Origin of the sequence: Massilia sp., assembly GCF_046293535.1 — a bacterium.
Lineage (GTDB): Bacteria > Pseudomonadota > Gammaproteobacteria > Burkholderiales > Burkholderiaceae_D > Telluria.
Genome location: NZ_JBKBOV010000036.1, coordinates 22,402 through 43,900 on the forward strand (window position 1 = coordinate 22,402; position 21,499 = coordinate 43,900).

The 21,499-nt window shown below is 67.3% G+C and carries 15 protein-coding genes; 9 read left to right on the top strand and 6 right to left on the bottom strand.

The genetic code is table 11. The annotated features are described in order from the left end of the window. Positions 1-69 precede the first annotated feature (69 nt). The 6 genes from ACK4S9_RS17430 to ACK4S9_RS17455 all read right to left on the bottom strand — a co-directional run bounded on the left by ACK4S9_RS17430 (position 70) and on the right by ACK4S9_RS17455 (position 6,666). Positions 70-1,482, bottom strand: a complete 1,413-nt coding sequence (locus ACK4S9_RS17430; protein WP_409728179.1) for an FAD-binding protein — start codon at positions 1,480-1,482, stop codon at positions 70-72. Between the two features lie 421 nt (positions 1,483-1,903). Continuing rightward, positions 1,904-2,482 carry a PEP-CTERM sorting domain-containing protein gene (locus ACK4S9_RS17435; RefSeq protein ID WP_409728182.1) on the bottom strand — a complete coding sequence of 193 codons (579 nt, stop codon included), beginning with the start codon at positions 2,480-2,482 and terminating at the stop codon, positions 1,904-1,906. Positions 2,483-2,507: 25 nt separating this feature from the next. Continuing rightward, a complete protein-coding gene (locus tag ACK4S9_RS17440; protein ID WP_409728185.1) occupies positions 2,508-4,850 on the bottom strand; it encodes a family 43 glycosylhydrolase in 2,343 nt (780 codons plus the stop codon). A gap of 148 nt (positions 4,851-4,998) precedes the next feature. Beyond that, positions 4,999-5,844, bottom strand: a complete 846-nt coding sequence (locus ACK4S9_RS17445; protein ID WP_409728188.1) for an HDOD domain-containing protein — start codon at positions 5,842-5,844, stop codon at positions 4,999-5,001. A gap of 76 nt (positions 5,845-5,920) precedes the next feature. Next, on the bottom strand, positions 5,921-6,202 hold the full coding sequence (locus tag ACK4S9_RS17450; protein ID WP_409728190.1) for a hypothetical protein: 282 nt from the start codon (positions 6,200-6,202) through the stop codon (positions 5,921-5,923). Continuing rightward, on the bottom strand, positions 6,199-6,666 hold the full coding sequence (locus ACK4S9_RS17455; RefSeq protein WP_409728193.1) for a MarR family winged helix-turn-helix transcriptional regulator: 468 nt from the start codon (positions 6,664-6,666) through the stop codon (positions 6,199-6,201). Before ACK4S9_RS17455 ends, ACK4S9_RS17450 begins: the two co-directional genes overlap by 4 nt. 161 nt (positions 6,667-6,827) lie before the next feature. On the opposite strand from ACK4S9_RS17455, the gene ACK4S9_RS17460 reads away from it, so the two are divergent. From ACK4S9_RS17460 to ACK4S9_RS17500, 9 genes are all read left to right on the top strand, one after another. Then, entirely contained in the window at positions 6,828-7,766 is a 939-nt protein-coding gene (locus ACK4S9_RS17460; protein ID WP_409728196.1) for a GlxA family transcriptional regulator, read from the top strand. Positions 7,767-8,079: 313 nt separating this feature from the next. Next, positions 8,080-9,321, top strand: a complete 1,242-nt coding sequence (gene astC / locus ACK4S9_RS17465; RefSeq protein WP_409728199.1) for an acetylornithine/succinylornithine family transaminase — start codon at positions 8,080-8,082, stop codon at positions 9,319-9,321. Between the two features lie 75 nt (positions 9,322-9,396). Continuing rightward, positions 9,397-10,428 (top strand): arginine N-succinyltransferase, encoded by a 1,032-nt coding sequence (locus ACK4S9_RS17470; RefSeq protein WP_409728202.1) that lies wholly within the window; start codon positions 9,397-9,399, stop codon positions 10,426-10,428. A gap of 11 nt (positions 10,429-10,439) precedes the next feature. Beyond that, positions 10,440-11,474 carry an arginine N-succinyltransferase gene (astA, locus tag ACK4S9_RS17475; RefSeq protein ID WP_409728205.1) on the top strand — a complete coding sequence of 345 codons (1,035 nt, stop codon included), beginning with the start codon at positions 10,440-10,442 and terminating at the stop codon, positions 11,472-11,474. After that, positions 11,467-12,948, top strand: a complete 1,482-nt coding sequence (gene astD, locus ACK4S9_RS17480; protein ID WP_409728208.1) for a succinylglutamate-semialdehyde dehydrogenase — start codon at positions 11,467-11,469, stop codon at positions 12,946-12,948. The genes astA and astD overlap by 8 nt, the downstream gene beginning before the upstream one ends. A gap of 2 nt (positions 12,949-12,950) precedes the next feature. Next, positions 12,951-14,294: an N-succinylarginine dihydrolase gene (gene astB, locus ACK4S9_RS17485; RefSeq protein ID WP_409728211.1), complete on the top strand. Its 1,344-nt coding sequence runs from the start codon at positions 12,951-12,953 to the stop codon at positions 14,292-14,294. A 120-nt stretch (positions 14,295-14,414) separates the two neighbouring features. Then, the gene (locus tag ACK4S9_RS17490) at positions 14,415-19,136 is read left to right on the top strand and encodes an NAD-glutamate dehydrogenase domain-containing protein (RefSeq protein ID WP_409728213.1); all 4,722 of its coding nucleotides are present in this window, start codon (positions 14,415-14,417) and stop codon (positions 19,134-19,136) included. 4 nt (positions 19,137-19,140) lie between these two features. Then, positions 19,141-20,142: a succinylglutamate desuccinylase gene (locus ACK4S9_RS17495; protein ID WP_409728216.1), complete on the top strand. Its 1,002-nt coding sequence runs from the start codon at positions 19,141-19,143 to the stop codon at positions 20,140-20,142. 186 nt (positions 20,143-20,328) lie between these two features. Beyond that, positions 20,329-21,432, top strand: a complete 1,104-nt coding sequence (locus ACK4S9_RS17500) for an NADH:flavin oxidoreductase/NADH oxidase (RefSeq protein WP_409728219.1) — start codon at positions 20,329-20,331, stop codon at positions 21,430-21,432. The last annotated feature ends 67 nt before the right edge of the window (positions 21,433-21,499 follow it).

The window sequence follows — 21,499 nt, forward strand, 5'->3', positions numbered from 1 at the left end:
GTCTCTTTCAGGACATCCCTAGTTTTGGACTTCACCCGCTCCCCAACCGGAGCGGGTTTTTTTTTGCCGCTACAGGTATTTGGCCCACATTTCGTTGGTGAAGCGGCCGTCGGGATCGACGCTGCGTTTGATCGCGCGCAAGGCTTCAGCCTCGGGATAGGCGCGGTCGAACTGGGCGCGGGTGGCATGCAGCTGGTAGGGCAGGTAGTAGCGTCCGCCGAAGGCAAGCGCGGTGTCGATCATCGCGCGCGTCCACTCGGCCGCCCGGCGCCGTGCCGCGGCATGGGTACGCTGCTTGTAGTACACCACGAAGGAAAACACCTCTTCTTTTGCCCAGGGCAGCAGGGAGCTGGCGTCGGCCGGCGAATGGCGCACCGACACATTCAGGACCTGGGCCTCGTGCTGGCGGATGGTTGCCGCCATGGCGCGCGCATAGGCGGCGAAGTGCCGCACCGGGATGAAATATTCTTGCAGCACATAGGTCGAGACCAGGCGCGTGCGCGGCTCCAGTTCCGCCACGTCGAGGCTGGCTTCGTGGTTGCGCCACTTCACGCTGGGGCGGGCCAGCAGCAGCGGGTGAATCAGTTTGCTGCGGATCAAATCGCCGCGCGGCAGTTCGGTCATGGCGAACAATGCATTCTGCTCGAGGCCGTAGGACTGGCCGCGCGGGACCAGCCGGGCCGTCTCGGTCAGAGCCTTGTCGGTCCTGCGCCAGGACACGGCCACCGGCGCATCGAACATCGGCGGCAGCAGGTCGGCGTTGTGGAAAATGCAGTCGCCGGCCCCGTGCAGGCGCCCGAACCAGGCAGGGTAGTCATCGAGCGCCACCGATTCGACGCTGCGCTCGATGCGGGTATTCTGCGCCAGGTCGAGCTCGACTTCGGTGATGATGCCTACCGCGCCATAGCCGCCGGCGGCGGCGGCGAACAATCCGGCGTTGCGGGTGCGCGTCGCTTCCACCACCGTGCCGTCGGCCAGCACCAGCTGCAGGGCGCGTACCGAGTTCACCACCGGCCCATTGCCGACGTAGCGCCCATGGGCATTGACCGATACGGCGCCGCCCACGGTGAAATTCGAAAAGCTTTGCATGGTGTGCACGGCCAGGTCCAGCGGGTCGAGGGCATCCTGCAGGTCGCGCCAGCGCATGCCCGCCTGGACCCGGGCCACGCGTGCGTCCGCATCGAGCCGGACCAGCCGGTTCATGGCGCGCATGTCGAGGTGCAGGCCGCCGGTGATGGCGACCTGGCCGCCCATGCTGTAGCGGCCGCCGCCGACCGCGATCCTGCCGGGCCAGGCGCGCACGGCCTGCGCGACCTCCTCGGTGCTGCGGGGCGCGGCGACGCGGGCGACTTCCACCGGGTACAGCCCGGTGACGTTGGGAATGGCGATTCCTGGGGCGGCCAGGACCTGGGGCGGCGACAGGGCCAGCAGGCCGGCCCCGGCCATGGCCTGGGCGAGGAAGCGGCGGCGTGGTGGATGCATGGGTTCTCGTGCAAAAGGCTTGGGCCGGAAGTGGCGAACCCGGAGCATCCGGCATCGGCTGCTGGCCTGGCAAGCAGCCGATGCGCCGGTAGCACGGCGCGATACCGCACGTATCGTGTAGACATGCCGACAATCTGCTCGCGTAAGTGAATCAGCGCACGGAGCGGATCGAGGCGAAGCCCTAAAGTGGAAGCGTCTCTTTCAGGACATCCCTAGTTTTGGACTTCACCCGCTCCCCAACCGGAGCGGGTTTTTTTTTGCCGCGCCAGGTCGCGGCGACGGTGCGACGGTCTGTGTGAGCCAGCGTACGGAAGCGGCCTCGTGCGCCGCTTATAGTGGAAGCGTCTCTTTCAGGACATCCCTAGTTTTGGACTTTGCCCGCTCTTCGAAGCGGGCATTTTTTTTGTACGTGTGCGCCGGTTCAGGCGGGGATGTTTTCCGTGCCCAGGACCTTCCTTCTGCGCTTGCGCGACAGTGCCAGCCCGCCCAGGGCCGTGCCGAACAGGGCGAGCGAAGCCGGTTCCGGCACGGTGAAGTCATCCATGGCCCATTGCGTGCCGCTGCTGTTGTAGATGACGAGCGTATCGATGTCCTGCCATCCGAGCCCGATCCACAAGGGCGTGGCCGTATCGATCACATAGGACACGGCGGTCGAATAGACCAGGCGGCCGTCGCGCCAGCCGTCGAAGGCGAGTTCCTGCTCGAGCCAGGCGGAAGTGAAAAAGGCGCCGACGAAGTCGAATCCGCCTGCCTTCGACACCGCCGCGATGCCGCCGTCGCGGTTGAAGGCGGTATTCGCGAACGAGACCGTGCCGGCGGCGTAGCCGCTGCCGGGATAGGCATCCGCCCGGATCGCGCCCAGGGTGTCCCAGTCGAAGCCCTGGTAGCCGTTGGCGATCGGCGCGCTTTCGTCGCCCGGCAGATCGTCGAAGCCGATCACGCCGGCGGAAGCGCCGGCCGACGCCAGCAGGAGCAGCAGGGAGAAGATGCTGTGTTTCATGTTCGTATTCCTCATGCTTGGGTGATCAGCGGGCCAGGGCCGCGATATCGGCATCGCTAAGGGCCGCGCCATAGATGCGCAGCTCGTCCATCGCGCCCTTGTAGGGCGTGTCCCACCGGTTCACGCCCAGCGCGAACACGCCGCCCGTGGTGGTGAACACGTTGGGGAAGTTGCTGCCGCTGAAGCGCTTCACGCCATCGACGTAGACATGGACGGCGCCGTTCCTGACGCTGAAGGCCACATGGGACCAGCGTCCGACCGGCAGGTTCATGCCCAGTCCCGCGTCGTACCAGGCCGTCCCCGACCACAGCATGGAGGCGCCGTTCACGAAGCCATGCCCCATCGGCAGGAAGCTGATCCAGGCGTCGGTGGTGCGGGCGCCGAAGAAGGTGGTGCTCAAGGCCGTCAGTTGGGCCGGCTTGAGCCAGAGCGCGACCGTATAGGTATTGGTCGAGATCAGGCCGTTCGGCAGGCGGATGCCGCTGGCGCCGTTGAAGACGGCGGCCTGGCCCTTCACGCCTGCTTCATAGCCGATGCTGCCGCCGGCGACGTCGAGCCTGGCCCCGACCACGGTGCCGGGCGCCGAGGCGCCATTGGTGTCGGACAGGTTGCCGTCGAAGGCGTAATGCGCCAGCAGCCCCCCGGCCTTGCGCACCGTGACCGTAAATGGCTTGGTGGCGCTGGCCGTCCCTTTGCCGATGCGGGCAGTCAGGGTCACGGTGACGTCGGTGGCGGCCGGGGTGACGACGCCGCTGTTGCTCACGACGGCGGGATGCGACGAGTTCCAGGCGATGGTCGCGCCGCGCGTCGCCGTGGTCGGCAGGTTCAGGTTGGCGCTCACGGCCGCCGTATTGCCCAGGCTGAGCTCGGCGTGGATGGCATTCACCACCTGCGCATCGGTGCGCGGGACCAGGCGGCTGCCGAACACGGCCACCCCTTCGCGCGACAGGGCCGACAGGGTCATCACATAGCTTTTCGAGGTCTCGTCCCACTGGCTCAGGAAGATGCCCTTGTAGGGCGAGGGCGAGCCCGCCAGGCGCAGCTCGACGCCGTTCGCACCGGAGAGCAGCCAGCTCCCCGTCACCGCGCCGCTCACGGCGCCGTCGCTGCCCAGCGTGACCGACTGCGATTTCTTGAGCGCGGCGGAGATGTCCTTGCCGTGGTTGACGAGCAGGTAGTCGCCGATCACGAACTCGCGCCGCACCGCCGTCGCAGTCTCCTTCGCGTAGCGGTAGGGCGCGACGACCGGCCAGCCGTCGGCATTCATGAACATCTGGTGGACGCGGACTTCGTGCTGCTCGCCGCGCTCGGGAAAGCGCGCATGGAAGACCAGGAAATGCCTGCCCGTCGCGGCATCGTAGTAGGCCGAGTTGTGGCCGGGCGAGACGTAGCCGGTGCCGATGCCGGTGCCCGGCTCGCCCAGCTTGCGCTCGAACAGGAAGTTCCCCATCAGCTTGACGCCGTAGGGCGCGATCGAGGCATCGTCGAACAAGGGCTTGTTCGGATCCGAGCGGACCTTGGCCATGTCATTGCCCTGGGCGTCCAGGTAGGGGCCATCGGGCCGGAGCGAGCGCGCCACGCGCATGTTGTAGCCGCCGTTGGCGTCCAGCCCGCCGAACGAGGTGAACAGGTAGTAGTAGGAGGTGGCCGGGCTGTACATCACGAAGGCGCCTTCGATGCGGCTGTGGTTGCCGCCCATCAGGCGCTTGCCGTAGCCCTGGCCAGGCAGGGGCATGCCGTTGGTCGGGTTCATCTGCATGATGAAGATGCCGCCCGAATACGAGCCGTAGATCATCCATAGCCGGCCCGCATTGTCGAAGAACACGTGGGGATCGACGGCATTCGGGTGCTTCAGCGCGTCGTAGACGGTGCCGTCATGGCTGGGCTGTCCCCACATGCCGGAGCGCAGGATGATGCCCTTGTCGACATAGGGTCCCTCGATGCGGTCGGCCACCGCGATGCCCAGGGCGGAGCGGGGCGAGTCGCCCTTGCAGGCGTTGTAGTACATGTAGAACCTGCCGTCCGCCAACTGCCTGACGTCCGCCGCCCACAGGGTGCTCGACTCCGCCCAGCTGAAGGCTTCGGACAGTTCGGTGAACACGTTGGCGGTTCCGTTCAGGAACAGCGGATTGGTCGCGCTGACGCCGTCGGTCAGCTGCTGCCAGTTCAGCAGGTCGGTGGACTTGGCGGCAGCGAGGTGGGAACCGAACACGTACCAGGTGTCGCCCGACTTCACGATCGAAGGATCGTGGACGGAGGCGTTCTTGAAGCTGATCGGCGTGAATCCGGCCTGGGCGGCGGCATCCGCGGCGAGCAGGGACGAGGCCAATAGCGCCCCCAGCCCCCATAGCGAAAGGGTGTTCTTCATTGCATGTCTCCGTGATCGTATTGTCGTGATGCCGGCGCATGCAAGATTGAAGAAGTCTTTGCCTTTTTACTAATGAGATTAATGCGGCGGCCGATACCCGTATCGGTATCGGCCGCCGTGGCAGCAGGGAAGTGCTGGCGCAGCCTGCTTACAGCAGGGCCGCGGTGAGGCTCTTCACTTCGTCGGCCGATTCGGCCAGCACTTGGGCCAGGGTGCCTTCGCCGATGGTGAAATCGATGGTGGCGGCCGAATCCATGCTGGTCGCGCCGGGGCGCGCGTGCAGCGGGGAAGGGAAGGGGGCCAGGTCCTTGGCCAGCAGCAGGGTGTCGCCCAGGGTTTCCGGCGGCAGGGCGCGCATGCCGTTCCACAGCGCCTCGATGGCGCCCATGACGGGCACCGGCACGCCGAGCTTGAGCAGCACGCCGCGGCCGATCGCCACTTCGCCATGCTCGATCCACTCCGCGGCGCTGTCGCCGCTGGCATCGTCGAGCAGGCCGGGGAAGTCGGCGGCGCGCGAGAGCAGGTAGAAGCCGCCCACCTCGTGCACGATGCCCGCGAACAGCGCGGTTTCCGGGTCGACGAAGGAGACGCGGCGCGCGATCACCTGCGCCAGCGCGGCCACGTGGGCCGAGTGGATCCACAGGGCGTCGGCCTTGGCGCGCAGGCCGGGGTCGACGATTTCGCTGGCCAGCTGGCGCACGATGACCGAGGCGGCCAGCGCCCCCAGGGTACGAAAGCCGACCCGCTGCACCGCCGCGCGGACATTGGTGACGTCATGGCCGGCGCGGTTGTAGGCGACCGAATTGGCGATCGCCACGGTGCGCGCGGCGAGCAGGGGCTCGGCCTGCACCAGGCGCGCCGCCATCTCGGTGTGGCAGTCGGGCTCGTTCAGGGCGCGCTGCAGCTTGAGCGTCGCGTCGACGTTCGTAGGAAAGCTGAGCTCGCCGCGGCTGGCCTGGGCGGCGATGCTCTTGAGTGCGGAGAGTCGGTCCATCGAAAAATTATACCCCTATCGCTCTGTCCAGCTTAGAAAAATTGCTCTAGGGAATTATTTCGATGTTTGATTTACATCAAGGCTCGCTGAAGATGGCGTCGCAGCCTTCCTTCTGCTCTTCGAGGTCCTGCAGTTCGTCGACCAGGCCGAGGTCGAGCAGTTCTTCGGTCGCGTTCATGAAGCTGTTGAGCTTGGTTGCACCGATGAGGCGGTAGATCTCGCCGGCTTCGTTGCGCACGCCGATCAGCATCGCTTCCTGGCGGACTTCGTCGAGGGGAGCGACGTCCAGCAGGATGTTACCGATGATGTGCTTGTCGAAATGGGCAGGCTTCTTGCCTTCGATCAGGGATGTTTTCAAGGCAATTCCTTTGCTTGTAGTGGGTGGGGAGGAAGACTGCCGGCGTCGATCTGGTCGCGCAGCTTGCGCAGCACGTTTTCCAGGGCATCGAAATCGGCGTCGCCGTAGCTCGAAAACAGCTGCTTGCCATGCGCGATTACCCGCGGAAACACATCGCGGAACACACCGTCGCCGGCGGGCGTGAGGCGCACGAAGTAGGAGCGCTTGTCGTCGCTGCTGCGTTCGCGCACCACCAGGCCCTTCTGCTCCAGGCGCTCGATCACGCCGGTGAGCGTGCCCTTGGTGATCAGGGTGCGTTCGCCGAGTTCCTTGTAGCTCATGCCGGCAGTGTTACCCAGCGTGGCAATGATATCGAACTGCGCGTGCGTCAACCCGTGCTGGCGCACCGATTCGCCGGAAAAACGCTCGAAGCCTTGCATGCACTCGGCCAGCAGCCGGACGCTCTTTAAATATCGTTCCCCCATGGGCAGGATTATAGCTGGCCGCGGAGGTTTTTCCGGAACGGCATCGAACCGGCGCAAGGGCAGAGATTGCTCGCCGTTCAGGCATCTCCGGTATCATTAGGCCGATTTCGACCGCCGGGTCCCACGCCCGTTTCCCTTGATGACATCGCCCGTCCGTTCCGATGCAGCCAGTTGACCTGTCCACCCTGGCACAGGAGCGTCCGCTGCGCGTATTGCTGGTGAACGCCGGCGAGCCGGACATGCTGACCTGGTCCGGCCTGGTGCAGCCGCTGCGCCTGGCCGCCAAGCTGCTGGGGCCCGAGCTGCTGCACGTCGACGTGCGCAGTCCCGACAAGTTCAGCGACTCGCAGCGCCACTGGCACCTGGTGCTGCTGGTGGCCGACGAGGCCGAGGCCGCCCTCAGGCCGGCCAACTGCCGCGCCCTGGTCGATCGCTGCCGCGCCGCGCCGTTCTGGGGCGGGGTGGGGGCCGGCGTGCTGTGGCTGGCCGATGCCGGCGCCCTGCACGGCGTGCGCACCGCCTTGCCCTGGGCGCTGTATCCCGACACCAATGCGCTGGCCGAGCAGGCCCTGTTCACCCCCAACCTGTACGAATTCGACCGCAACCGCCTGACCTGCTGCGGCGGCGCGGCCAGCATCGACTTCGCCCTGACCCTGGTCGAGATGCTGTTCGGCGCCGGCCTGCAGGCCCAGGTGAAGGAAATCCTGTGCGTGGACCGGGTGCGCGGCAAGGACGAGCGCCAGCGGGTGGCGCTGCAGGCGCGCTTCGGCAACCTGCAGCCGAAGCTGACCGAGGCCGTGGCGCTGATGGAGGCCAACATCGAAGAACCCCTGTCCACCGACGAGATCGCGCAACTGGTCGGCATCTCGCGGCGCCAGCTGGAGCGCCTGTTCAAGCAATATCTCGGCAGCCTGCCCTCGCGCTACTACCTCGAGCTGCGCCTGCAGCGGGCGCGCAAGCTGCTGCTGGAGACGAACTACTCGATCGTGCAGGTGGGGCTGATGTGCGGCTTCTCGTCGGGCTCGCATTTTTCGACGGCCTTCGGGGCCTTGTTCGGGAATACGCCGCGCGAGGAGCGGCAGAGGAAGCTGGGGCAGTAGAGCCGGAACGCCGCAACCTTCTTTCGGCAACCTGCTCCAAAACGTCATCCCGGCGCAGGCCGGGATCCAATTCCTACGTGCAGTGAGACCGCAAGCAGTACCTGAAGGCAAGCAAAATTGGATACCGGCCTGCGCCGGTACGACGTACTAAGGCCGCGTACTGGCGGCCCTTGTCATTCCCATAATGTTTCCCGACCAAAAACGAAAATCCCTGTCGCACTTCTGTAAGAACTTGTCAGGGTGGCTTTCTATAATGGCTTGAACCTGCGCGGCAATGGGCCCGCGTACAACGATCATCCATGAGGAAGAAGCCATGAACGCAAACCTTGACTCCGGTGTCACCACGCGGCCTGTCACCCGGCAGACCTTCGACGAAGTCCTCGTCCCGACCTACGCCCCGGCCGCCATGGTGCCGGTGCGCGCCAAGGGGCTGGACGTGTGGGACCAGGAAGGCAAGCGTTACCTGGACTTCACCTCGGGCATCGCGGTCTCGAGCCTGGGCCACTGCCACCCGGAGCTGGTCGCGGCCGTGACCGAACAGGTGGGTACCCTCTGGCACCTCGGCAACGGCTACACCAACGAGCCGGTGCTGCGCCTGGGCCGCGCCCTGACCGAAGCCACCTTCGCCGACCGCGCTTTCTTCTGCAACTCGGGCGCCGAAGCCAATGAAGCGGCCCTGAAACTGGCGCGTAAATATGCGCACACCAAGTTCGGCCCGCACAAGTCGCGCATCGTGTCCTGCCTGTCGTCCTTCCACGGCCGCACCCTGTTCACCGTCTCGGTGGGCGGCCAGCCGAAGTACACCGAAGGCTTCGAGCCGCTGCCGCCGGAATTGAGCCACATCCCGTACAACGACATCGAGGCCGCGCGCGCCGCCATCACCGACGACGTCGCCGCCGTGATCGTCGAGCCGATCCAGGGCGAGGGCGGCGTGATCCCGGGCGACCATGCCTACCTGAAGGCCCTGCGCGAGCTGTGCGACCAGACCGGCGCGCTGCTGGTGTTCGACGAAGTGCAGTCGGGCGTCGGCCGCACCGGCGCCTTCTACGCCTACATGGACACCGGCGTCACCCCGGACATCCTGACCTCGGCCAAGGCCCTGGGCAACGGCTACCCGATCGGCGCCATGCTGACCACCGAGGAAATCGGCATGCACCTCAACGTCGGCTCGCACGGCACCACCTACGGCGGCAACCCGCTGGCCGGCACCGTCGGCCTGAAGGTCGTCGAGACCATCAACACCCCAGGCTTCCTGGCGCGTGTGAAGGAAGCGAGCAGCAAGATCTTCGCCAACCTCGAGAAGCTCGCCGCCGATTACCCGCAGGTGTTCGGCAAGCCGCGCGGCCTGGGCCTCCTGATCGGCCTGCCGATGGCCGCCGACTACAAGGGCCGCTCCAAGGACTACACCAAGATCTGCGAAAAGATGGGCCTGATGCTCCTGATCGCTGGCCCGGACGTGGTGCGCCTGGCGCCGGCCCTGGTGGTGTCGGACGAGCAGATCGCGGAAGCCGACCGCATCATGCGCGAAGCGGTCGAGGCATTTATTGCAGGCTGATCCACCGCAGGCATCCGGCCGGCGTACTTTTCGGGGTGCGCCGGCTTCGCTGTTTGATCTCTTCCAGGAGTTCGCATGTTTGTAGTCCGACCGGTTGAACGCGCGGATATCGGGGCCCTCGAGGCCATGGCTGGGGTCACGATCCCCGGCGTGCACACGCTGCCGCGCACGCGCGAAGCCATCGTCGCGGCGGTCGAGCGCTCCATTGCCTCGTTCGCGGCCCACGTCGACATCCCGAGCGAGGAGTCCTACCAGTTCGTGCTGGAAGACCTGCGCACGCGCGAGGTGGTCGGCACCGCCTCGATCCACGCCTCGGCCGGCTCGAACGGCACCTATTTCGCGTTCCGCAACGACGTGATCCAGCAGGTCTCGCGCGACCTGAACATCAGCCACAGCGTGCACGCGCTGACCCTGTGTTCGGAACTGACGGCCTATTCGCACCTGTCGGGCTTTTATATCCGCAACCGCGACGGCGCCGGCCCCGAGGCCGCGCTGCTGTCGCGCGCGCGCCTGCTGTACGCCGTGCTGGCGCCGCACCGCTTCGGCGACCGCTTCTTCGTGCCGCTGGCCGGCGTCACCGACGGCGAGGGCCAGTCGCCGTTCTGGAATGCGCTGGGCCGCAAGTTCTTCAAGATGGACTTCCTCGACGCCGAGCGCGTCATCGACGGGGCTAGAAACCGCACCCTGATCGTCGAGCTGATGCCGCACTATCCGGTCTATGTGCCGCTGCTGCCGGGCGACGCCCAGGCCGCCCTCGGCCAGATCCACCCGAGCGGCCAGCTGGCCTTCCAGCTGCTCACGCAGGAAGGCTTCGAGGCCGACGAGTACATCGACATCTTCGACGGCGGCCCGATCCTGCAGGCCCACAGGAAGGCGCTGCGCTCCTTCTGCGCCTCGCATGTGCGCCAGGTCGAGAGCGCGGGCCGCGCCGCCGCCGGCGGCGACGAACTCGTGACCTATGCCGTGGCCAGCAGCGAACAGAACTTCCGCGCCGTCATCACCGCCTGCCCGCCGGCCGAATCCAGCCAGGTGGTCTGCCTGTCGCGCGACGCCCAGCAGGCGCTCGGCGTGGCGCCCGGCGACAGCGTCACCTGCGTGCGCATCTGAGAGAGGAACCGATGCTCGTAATCCGTGCAGTAAACACCGACGACCTGGACGCCCTGATCGAGATGGCGCGCCAGGCCGGCAGCGGCATGACCACGCTGAAACCCGACCGCAAGATGCTGGGCGACCGCGTCGCGACCGCGGTGGCCTCGTTCAACGAAAGCATTCCGCCCGAACAGCGCGACTACATGTTCGTGCTCGAGCACACCGAGGACGGCCGCATCGCCGGCGTGTGCGCGATCAAGGGCGCGGTCGGCCTCACCGAACCTTTCTACAACTACCGCATCGGCACCCTGGTGCACTGCAGCCGCGAACTGAACGTGTTCACGCGGATGGAGACCCTGTACCTGTCGAACGACCTGACCGGCTCGTCCGAGCTGTGCTCGCTGTTCCTGCTGCCGCAGTACCGCGCCGGCTTCAACGGCAAGTGGCTGTCGAAAAGCCGCTTCCTGTTCATCGCCCAGTTCCAGCACCTGTTCACCGAGAAGATCATCGCCGAGATGCGCGGCTACCAGGCCGAGGATGGCACTTCCCCTTTCTACGAAGGCCTGGGCCGCCACTTCTTCAAGATGGACTTCGACCACGTCGACGGCCTGACCGCGATCGGCAAGAAGTCCTTCATCGCCGAGCTGATGCCGCGCCAGCCGCTCTACGTGGACTATCTGCCGGAGTCGGCGCGCGAAGTCATCGGCAAGGTCCATACCTCGACCCAGCCGGCGCGCAAGCTCCTCGAAAACGAAGGCATGCACTACGAAGGCTACGTCGACATCTTCGATGCCGGCCCGGTGCTGCAGGGCCGCGTGTCCGAGCTGCGCGCGGTGCGCGACAGCGTGCTGGCGCAGGCGGTCGAAGGCGCCCACGAGGACGAGACCGAACACCTGCTGGTGTCGAACACCAGGCTCACCGATTTCCGCATGATCCTGACCCGCGGCGTGCCGGGCGCCGCCCGCATCGCCCTGTCGGCCCAGGAACTGTCGCAGCTGCGCGTGCAGGAAGGCGACGACGTCCGCACGCTGCCCCTCAACACAAGGAAGAACGCGAATGCCTAATCTCTCGAATTACATCGACGGCGAATGGCTCGCCGGCAGCGGCCCCGAGCTGGCCACCATCGACCCTTCGACCGGGCGCCAGACCTGGACCAGCAATGCCTCCACCACCGAGGACGTGGCGCGCGCCGCCGCCGCCGCCCGCAACGCCTTCGAAGCCTGGGCCTTGAGGCCGATTGACGAGCGCATCGCCGTCTGCACGCGTTTCCGCGACCTGCTCAAGGAACACAGCGAGGAACTGGCCTCGATCATCGCCGAGGAAGTGGGCAAGCCCCTGTGGGAAGCGCGCACCGAAGTGACCACCATGGCCAACAAGATCGACATCTCGGTCCAGTCCTACGGCGCGCGCACCGGCGAAACGGCCTCGAAGGTCGCCGACGGCAATGCCGTGCTGCGCCACCGCCCGCACGGCGTGTTCGCGGTCTATGGCCCGTACAACTTCCCCGGCCACCTGCCGAACGGCCACATCGTGCCGGCCCTGATCGCCGGGAACACCGTGGTGTTCAAGCCGAGCGAGTACGCGCCGCGCACCGCGGTGAAGACCGTGCAGCTGTGGGAGCAGGCCGGCCTGCCCAAGGGCGTGCTGAACCTGGTCAACGGCGGCCGCGACACCGGCGTGGCGCTCGGCCAGCACGCGGACATCGACGGCATCCTGTTCACCGGCAGCAGCCAGACCGGCACCGCCCTGCACAAGGCTTTCGGCGGCAAGCCGGGCAAGATGCTGGCGCTGGAAATGGGCGGTAACAATCCGCTGGTGGTGTGGGACATCCCGGAAGATCCGAAAGCCATCGACGCCGCCGTGCACCACACCGTGATGTCGGCCTTCATCTCGGCCGGCCAGCGCTGCACCTGCGCGCGCCGCCTGATCATCCAGGACACGCCGCAAGCCCGGGCATTTCTTGACCGTTTGGTAAAAGTCGCATCGACCCTGCAGCCCGGTCCCTCGAAGGCCGATCCGCAGCCCTTCATGGGTCCGGTGGTGTCGAGCGCGGTCGCCGCGCGCCTGGTCGAGGCGCAGGCCGACATGGCCGCCAAAGGCGGCAAGGTGCTGCTGCCGATGAAGCAGCTCGACCCGAACGCCGGTTTCGTCACCGCCGGCATCGTCGACAGCACCGACGCGCAAGGCATCCCGGACGAAGAGTGGTTCGGCCCGCTGCTGCAGGTGATCCGCGTGAAGGACTTCGACGAGGCCCTGCGCGTGGCCAACGCCACGGAGTACGGCCTGGCCGCGGCCCTGTTGTCGCCATCGGAAGAGCTGTGGAAGCGCTTCTCGGTGCGCGCCAGGGCCGGTATCGTCAACTGGAACCGCCCGACCACCGGCGCGGCCAGCTCGGCCCCGTTCGGCGGCGTCGGCAAGTCGGGCAACCACCGCCCGAGCGCCTACTATGCCGCCGATTACTGCGCCTACCCGGTCGCCTCGATCGAGACGGCGGAACTCGAATTGCCGGCCAAGCTGTCGCCGGGACTGGCTTTCTGATCATGCGTAGCGCTCGCGAATACAACTTCGACGGCCTGGTCGGGCCGTCCCACAACTACGCCGGCCTTTCGTTCGGCAACGTCGCCTCGTTCAGCAACGTGCGCAGCGCCTCGAACCCGCGCCAGGCCGCCCTGCAGGGCCTGGCCAAGATGCGCGAACTAGCCGCGCGCGGCTTCGCCCAGGCCGTGATGCCGCCGCAGGCACGCCCGAACTTCCGCCTGCTGCGCCGCATCGGATTTTCCGGCACCGATGCCGACGTGCTGGCGCGCGCGTGGCGCGAAGCGCCGGTGATCCTGGCCTGCGCCTACTCGGCCGCGCCGATGTGGACGGCCAACGCCGCCACCGTCAGCCCCTCCGCCGACACGCTGGACGGGCGCGTGCACTTCACCCCGGCGAACCTGAACAACAAGCTGCACCGTTCGGAAGAATACCTGCAGGCCACGCGCACCCTGCGCGCCATTTTTGGGGATTCGAGCCGCTTCGTGGTGCACGACGCGCTCCCCGCCGTGCCGGCCTTCGGCGACGAGGGCGCCGCCAACCATACCCGTTTCGCCGCCGCACATGGCGCGGCCGGGGTGGAGTTCTTCGTCTACGGCCGTGCCGAATTCGACCCTGCCGCCCCGGCGCCCAAGAAATACCCGGCACGCCAGACCCTGGAAGCCTCGCAGGCGGTCGCGCGCCTGCACGGCCTGGATCCGGCGCGCACCGTGTTCGCCTCGCAGAACCCGGACGTGATCGACCAGGGCGTGTTCCACAACGACGTGATCGCGGTCGGCAACGGCAACGTGCTGTTCTACCACGAGCAGGCCTTCTTCGACGAAGCCGCCACCATCGATGCGCTGCGCGGCGCGCTGGGCAGCGTCGACACCGACCTGGTGCCGGTGCGCGTGGCCAGCGCCCAGGTGCCGGTGGCCGACGCGGTGGCCAGCTACCTGTTCAACAGCCAGCTGCTCACCAAGCCGGATGGCCGCATGGCGCTGGTGGTGCCGCACGAATGCCGCGAGAACGACGCGGTCTCACGTTACCTGGCCGCCATGGTTGCCGGCGGCGGCCCGATCGACGAGCTGCTCGAGTTCGACCTGCGCCAGAGCATGCGCAACGGCGGCGGACCGGCATGCCTGCGCCTGCGCGTGGCCCTGACCAACGACGAGGCGCAGGCCATGCACGGCGGCGTCATCATGACCGACACGCTGTATGGCCTCCTGGTGGCCTGGGTCGAGAAGCACTACCGCGACCGGGTCGAGCCGAAGGACCTGGCCGATCCGCAGCTGGCGATCGAATGCACCACCGCGCTCGAGGAACTCGAGCGCATCCTCGGCCTGCCGGGCCTGTACGACCTGTCGTAAGGCCTGGTGGCCATGTTCTAATAACGGATTCGGACGGGACACCCCCGTCCATATAAAGCCCGGGTGGCGCGAAGCCACAAGCAAGAGCGCACCCGGGCACACAAACTTTGGAGAAGCAACATGAAAGACATGCCTCAAGATTTGCGCAGCCAGACCCTCAACCTGGTCAACGCAAACCAGTCCGCCGCCGGCGCCAACGCGCAGGTAGGGGCGCTCATCAGCGCCTGGCTCGGATCGCTCGACGACGAAGACCTGGCCGGCACCGCGCCCGAAAGCCTGGCCCCGGTGCTGTGGGAAGGATTCTCGCAGCTGGCCCAGCGCAGCGGCCCCGGCTGCCAGATCGCCACGATGCGCTCTTCCGACGGCCGCGGCGGCATGGCGACTGCCCTGCTGATCCTGAACGACGACATGCCTTACCTGGTCGATTCCTTCGTCATGGCCCTGCGCAAGGAGCGCCAGACCGCATCCGGCGTGATGAACGCCGTGCTGCCGGTGCGCCGTGACGCCAATGGCCTGGCGACCGCGGTCGGCGAAGCCGGCGCGCCGCTGGAATCGATCGTCCTGATCCTGATGAGCGACGAGCTCGAATTCTCCGAACTGGACGCCCTGACCGCGCGCATCCGCATGGTCGCCAACGACGCCGCCACCGTGCACCGCGACGCCCTCAAGATGGCCGACCGCATGACCGCGGTGGCCGCGGCGGCAGCCCAGGCCGGCAGCGCCGAAGGCCAGGAAGTGGCCGCCTTCCTCGAGTGGGCCAAGAACGAAGGCTTCGAGCCCTTCGGCTACGCCTACTACATGGTGAAGGACGGCGCCCGCGAACTCGAGCGCGACATCCCGAGCCGCATCGGCGTGCTGGCCGACACCGCCCACCCGGTCTACGGCACCTGCCTGGCCAACATCCCGGGCGACTTCGAAACCCTGTCGCGCCGCGCCGACACCCTGTCGATCGTCAAGGCCGACGTCGAGGGCACCCTGCACCGCGACCAGCCGCTCGACTTCATCGGTGTGCGCAACACCGATGCCCAGGGCAAGATCCTGGGCGAGCACTGCTTCGTCGGCCTGTTCACCCGCGCCGCCACCTCGACCCCGCTGGCGCGCCTGCCGTTCGCGCGCGGCCGCGTCGCCAAGGTGCTGTCGATCGCCGGCGTGCGCCAGGAAGGCTTCCGCGCCGAGAAGTTCGTCGAGATCCTCGAGTCGCTGCCGCGCACCGAAGCGCTGGAAGCCGATCCGGAATGGCTGGCCCAGGTGTGCTCCTCGGTCGTGTCGATGTACAAGCAGCCGCGCCCGAAGGTCTTCGCGCGCCGCGACGTGTATGCGCGCCACCTGAACGTGCTGGTCTACCTGCCGCGCGAGCGCTACAGCGCCGCCGTCGCCGCCAGCCTGGCTTCGGCCCTGAAGGACAGCTCGGGCGCCCGCGACGTACGCGTCCAGACCCTGGTGGCCGACGGCCCGCTGGCCCGCGTCTACCTGATCGCGCACGCCGCCCGCTATCCGCTCGACCTCGAAACCGACATCCAGCAGCCGCTGCTGGCGGTGCTGGACGGCTGGCATGACCGCTTCGCCGCGTCCACCAACACCATCGAAGACGCCGGCCTGCGCAGCAGCCTGCGCAAGCTCGGCGCCAACCTGCCGGTCTCTTTTGTCACCAACACCGCGCCGGAAACCGCCTTCCGCGACCTGCAGGCCCTGCTGAAGAACGGCCCGGGCGACGGCCAGAACCAGCGCGTCGCCGTGCGCGTGGAGCCGGGCGACGCCGCCAACGGCATCGACGCCTCGATCCGCCTGTACTCGGGCGAAGTCGTGCCTTCGCTGTCGCGCATCCTGCCGGCCCTGCAGAACGCCGGCATCGCCGTCGACCGCGAGCAGACCTGGACCTTCAAGACCGCCGACGGCGCCGTGCACAACGTGACCGCGCTGGCCGTGGACGACGAAAGCGGCGCCAAGCTGGTCAAGCCGGGCATCATCCCGGTGGCCGAGGAACTGTTCACCGCGCTGTTCAACAACGAAGCCGAAGACGGCCGCATGAACGGCCTGACCATCGAAGGCGGCCTGTCGATGCGCGAAGTGCAGCTGGTGCGCGCCTACATCAGCTACTGGCGCCAGCTGGGCTCGAAGTTCTCGGTGCGCTACATGGCCGAAACCCTGCGCACCCAGCCGGCCCTGGTGAAGGAATTCGTCAGCGCCTTCGTGATGCGCTTCGACCCGAAGCTGGGCGAGTCCGAGCATAGCGCCGGCACCGCCAAGCTGTCCGCGTTGAAGGCCGGCCTGTCGACCGTGAACCACGCCGACACCGAAGAGATCATGGCGGCCCTGGTCGACCTGGCCCTGGCCACGGTGCGCACCAATTACTTCCAGAACGCCGGCGAGAAGATGATCTTCAAGGTCGACACCAGCAACCTGGCGCTGGCTCCGGAACCGCGTCCGTACCGCGAGATCTACGTGTTCTCGCGCCGCTTCGAAGGCGTGCACCTGCGTGGCGGCCCGGTCGCCCGCGGCGGCCTGCGCTGGTCGGACCGCATGGAAGACTACCGCACCGAAGTGCTGGGCCTGGTGAAGGCGCAGATGGTCAAGAACGCCGTCATCGTGCCGGCCGGCTCGAAGGGCGGTTTCGTGTGCAAGCAGATGCCGCAGGGGGCCCCGCGTGAAGTGGTGGCGCTCGAGGGCGAAACCTGCTACCGCGAATTCATCTCCAGCCTGCTGGAAGTGACCGACAACCGCGTGCGCGGCGAAATCGTCCCGCCGGAAAACACCGTGCGCCATGACCAGGACGACCCATACCTGGTGGTGGCCGCCGACAAGGGCACCGCGACCTTCTCGGACATCGCCAACAGCATCGCCGTCAAGCGCGGCTTCTGGCTGGGCGACGCTTTTGCCTCGGGCGGCTCGAACGGCTACGACCACAAGAAGATGGGCATCACCGCCAAGGGCGCGTTCGAAGCGGTCAAGCGCCACTTCTTTGAACTGGGCCACGACATGAACACCACCCCGGTGACCATGGTCGGCGTGGGCGACATGTCGGGCGACGTGTTCGGCAACGGCGTGCTGCTGTCGCGCCAGCTCAAGCTGGTGGCGGCTTTTGATCACCGCCACATCTTCCTGGACCCGAACCCGGACACCGAAGTCTCGTTCAAGGAACGCCAGCGCATGTTCGCGCTGCCGCGCTCGTCGTGGGAAGACTACGATAAATCGCTGATCTCGCAGGGTGGCGGCGTGTTCCCGCGCACCGCGCGCTCGATCGAGCTGAGCCCGGAAGTGCGTGCCGTGCTCGACATCAAGGAAACCTCGCTGTCGCCTGAAGAGCTGATGCACCGCATCCTGCTGGCGCCGGTCGACCTGTTCTACAACGGCGGCATCGGCACCTACATCAAGTCCTCGAACGAGACCCATGCCCAGGTGAAGGACCGCGCCAACGACCGCATCCGCGTCAACGGCGGCGAAATGCGCTGCAAGGTGGTGGGCGAGGGCGGCAACCTGGGCGCGACCCAGGCCGGCCGTATCGAGTTCGCCCTGAACGGCGGCCGCATCTTCACCGATGCGATCGACAACTCGGCGGGCGTGGACTGCTCGGACCACGAAGTGAACATCAAGATCTGGCTGGATACCGAAGTCAAGGCCGGCGAGCTGCCGGAAGCCGACCGTAACCGCATCCTGAACGAGATGACCGGTGCGGTGGAAGAGCTGGTCCTGCGCGACAACAAGCAGCAGACCCACCTCTTGACCCGCGAAGCGCAGGCCCAGGCCACCGCCTCCGTGGTGGACGGCTATGCGGCATTGATCACCAACCTGGAATCGGAAGGCGCCGTCAACCGTGAGCTGGAGCAGCTGCCGACCGACGCCGAACTGGCCCGCCGCAAGGCCCTCGGCCTGGGCCTGGTCACGCCGGAACTGGCGGTGGTCATCGCCAACGTCAAGAACCGCTTCAAGCGCACCCTGCTGGCGCTGCCGCTGGTCGAGGAGCCGTGGGCCGAATCGCTGCTGCGCCCGTACTTCCCGGCGCAGATGGTCGCCACCCGCAACCCGCTGAACCACCCGCTGGCCAACGCCATCCTGGCGACCGTGCTGGCCAACGAAGCGGTGAACCGCTGCGGTCCGCTGATGCTGCGCGACCTGGCGGCCGAGCATCGCGTCGACGAGACCGAAGTGGTGAAGGCCTGGGCGCGCGCCTGGTCGGCGCTGCACCTGGCTCCGGTGTTCGACGCGCTCGACGCCGATGCGCTGAAGGTGCCGCGTGACGTCTCGATGGCGGTCGACATGCGCACCCGTGCGCTGATGCGCGCCGTGATCGAAGGCGTGCTGTCCTTGCCGGCCGGCACCGACGGCATGGCCGAGCTCTCGAGCCTGTTCGGCCAGGCCGACCAGTTGCGTGTTCTGAGCCCGGCCCGTTCGGAAGCCGACGGCCACAGCGGCCTGCCGGCATCCTTCACCGCGGCCTGGAAGGCGGTCGAGACCATCGAGTCGCTGGCCACCTTCCTGTTCGCGGCGGTGTCGGTGCAGCGTCCGGGCGGCATGAGCCTGGCCCAGTTCCTGCAGGTCGGCATGGCGCTGCGCCAGCAGGCCGGCATCGACATGCTCGAGCGCGGCCTGAAGCTGCCGGCCCAGAGCAAGGCCCAGGAACAGCTGCGCAACTACGCGATGCAGGCCCTGCGCCGCACCCAGCAGCGCCTGCTGCTGCAGGTGATCGAGCGTGCCGCCCAGGGCGGCGACGCGCTGGCGGCCGTCAAGGAAGTCACCGAGGCGCGCGGCCTGACCGGCTTCGCACAGCCGGTCGAGCTCGAGCAGGCCATGCTGGACGTCTGGGCGCTGTCGGAAGGTTCGAGCCCGGACCGCTTGGCGGGCTGAGCGGATGAGCGCGAACCTGGGTTCCGCGCTGCCGGAAGCGGTGCGCGCACTGGCCGAAGCGGATTTCGCTTCGGTCGCGCAGCGTTTTTCAAGCGCCGGCTTCGCGGTCGCGCTGCCGGCGCCCGGCATCCTGACCGTGAAAGCGGCGACGCTTGACCCGGCACGCGCGAGCGTGCTGGTGTCGGTGGGCGTGCATGGCGACGAGACCGGGCCGATCGAGATGGTGGCCTGGCTGATCGAAGCGCTGTCGCGCACCCCAGCGGCGCTGGCGGTGGACCTGATGCTGTGCGTCGGGAACATCGACGCCATCGCCCAGGGCAAGCGTTTCATCGACGCCGACCTGAACCGCATGTTCCGTGCGGACCGCGGGTCGCTCGCCGGTACCGCCGAAGCGGCGCGCGCCGATGCGCTGATTGCCGCCACCTGCGCCTTCTTCGAAGGCGCGGGGGCGCAGCGCTGGCACCTCGACCTGCACACGGCGATCCGGCCCTCGCACTATCCGATGTTCGCGATCGTGCCCGAGATCATTGCCGATGAACCGCGCAAGGCGCTCATCGACTGGCTGGGACAGGCGGCGATCGGGGCGGTCATCATGAACCCGAAGTCGGTCGGCACCTACAGCTACTACTCGAGCGAGCACCATGGCGCCGCCGGCAGCACCGTCGAGCTGGGGCGGGTCGGCACGCTGGGGCAGAACGACCTGTCGCAGTTCGCCGATGCGTCCCAGGCGCTGGACCGCCTGCTGCGCGGGCAGCCCGGCGTGGCCGCCAGGGCGGCGCCGCACGTGTTCGCGACGGCGCGCCAGGTGATCAAGCTGTCGGACGCCTTTGCCATGTCGGTGGGACGCGAGACCTGGAATTTCACGCCGATGAAGAAGGGCGATGTCATCGCCACCGATGGCGAGACCGTGTACCGCGTGGAGCATGACGAGGAGCTGGTGGTGTTTCCGAACCCGGACGTGCGGGTCGGCTTGCGCGCGGGGCTGATGGTCACGCGTATCGGCTGATCTTGCAAACTTGGATTCCCGCCTGCGCGGGAACGACGTGTTTATTGTGTTGGCCGTAAAACCGTCATGCGCGCCACTGGCGCCCATGACTCCCGGCGCAGGCCGGGATCCAAGTTCCCTTCCAACGCCGCAGCATCAAACCCGCCGCCAAGCTAAACTGAAGCCTTTGCCCCAAGCGGAGGCCTCATGAGCAGCATGCTTTTCTCCCCAGTCAGCCTGGGTCCCCTGCAACTGTCGAACCGCATCGCGATCGCCCCGATGTGCCAGTATTCAAGCGTCGATGGCCTGCCGACCGACTGGCACACCATTCACCTCGGCAGCCTGGCGCTGTCCGGCGCCGGCCTCCTGATCATCGAAGCGACGGCGGTCACGCCCGAGGGCCGCATTTCTCCGGACGACCTGGGGTTGTGGTCGCAGGCCCATCAGGAGGCCTTGGAACCCGTGATCCGCGCGATGCGCCGCCATTCCCCCATCAAGATCGCCATCCAGCTGGCCCACGCCGGCCGCAAGGCCTCGACCGAGGTGCCCTGGGAGGGCGGCGCCCAGATCGCGCCCGACCGGCCGCGCGGCTGGCAAACCGTGGCGCCCTCCAGCCTGGCGCATGCGGACGGTGAGGTGCCGCCGCTGGCGCTCGACGACGACGGCTTGGCGCGGGTCAAGCAAGGTTTCGTCGACGCCGCCCGGCGCGCGCATGCTCTGGGCCTGGACGGCATCGAGCTGCACGCCGCCCACGGCTACCTGATGCACCAGTTCCTGTCGCCGCTGTCGAACCGGCGCGCGGACGCATACGGCGGTTCCCTGGAAAACCGCATGCGCTTCCCGCTCGAGGTCTTCGATGCCGTGCGCGCTGCGGTCCCGCAAGACATGGCGGTGGGCGTGCGCATCTCGGCCACCGATTGGGTCGAGGGCGGCTGGGAGATCGAGCAAAGCCTGCATTTCGCCCGGGAGCTGAAAGCACGCGGCTGCGACTTCATCCACGTCTCGACCGGCGGCCTGTCGCCGCAGCAGAAGATCCCCGTGGGGCCGGGCTACCAGGTCGAGTTCGCGCAGCGCATCAAGGAGGAGACTGGCATGCCGACCATCGGCGTGGGATTGATCACGGAGGCGCAGCATGCGGAAAGCATCCTGCAGCAGGGCCAGGCCGACCTCATCGGCCTGGCGCGCGCCATGCTGTACGACCCGCGCTGGCCGTGGCACGCGGCGGCCCAGCTGGGCGAGCAGGTGTTCGCGCCGCCCCAGTATTGGCGCTCGCAGCCGCGTGAATACAAGGAGCTGTTCGGCAGTAAGTAAGGCATACGCCGGCGGCGCGCAGCTGCAGTTCAGGCAGCGATTCCTGCAGCCTGTCGCACGGGGCGGG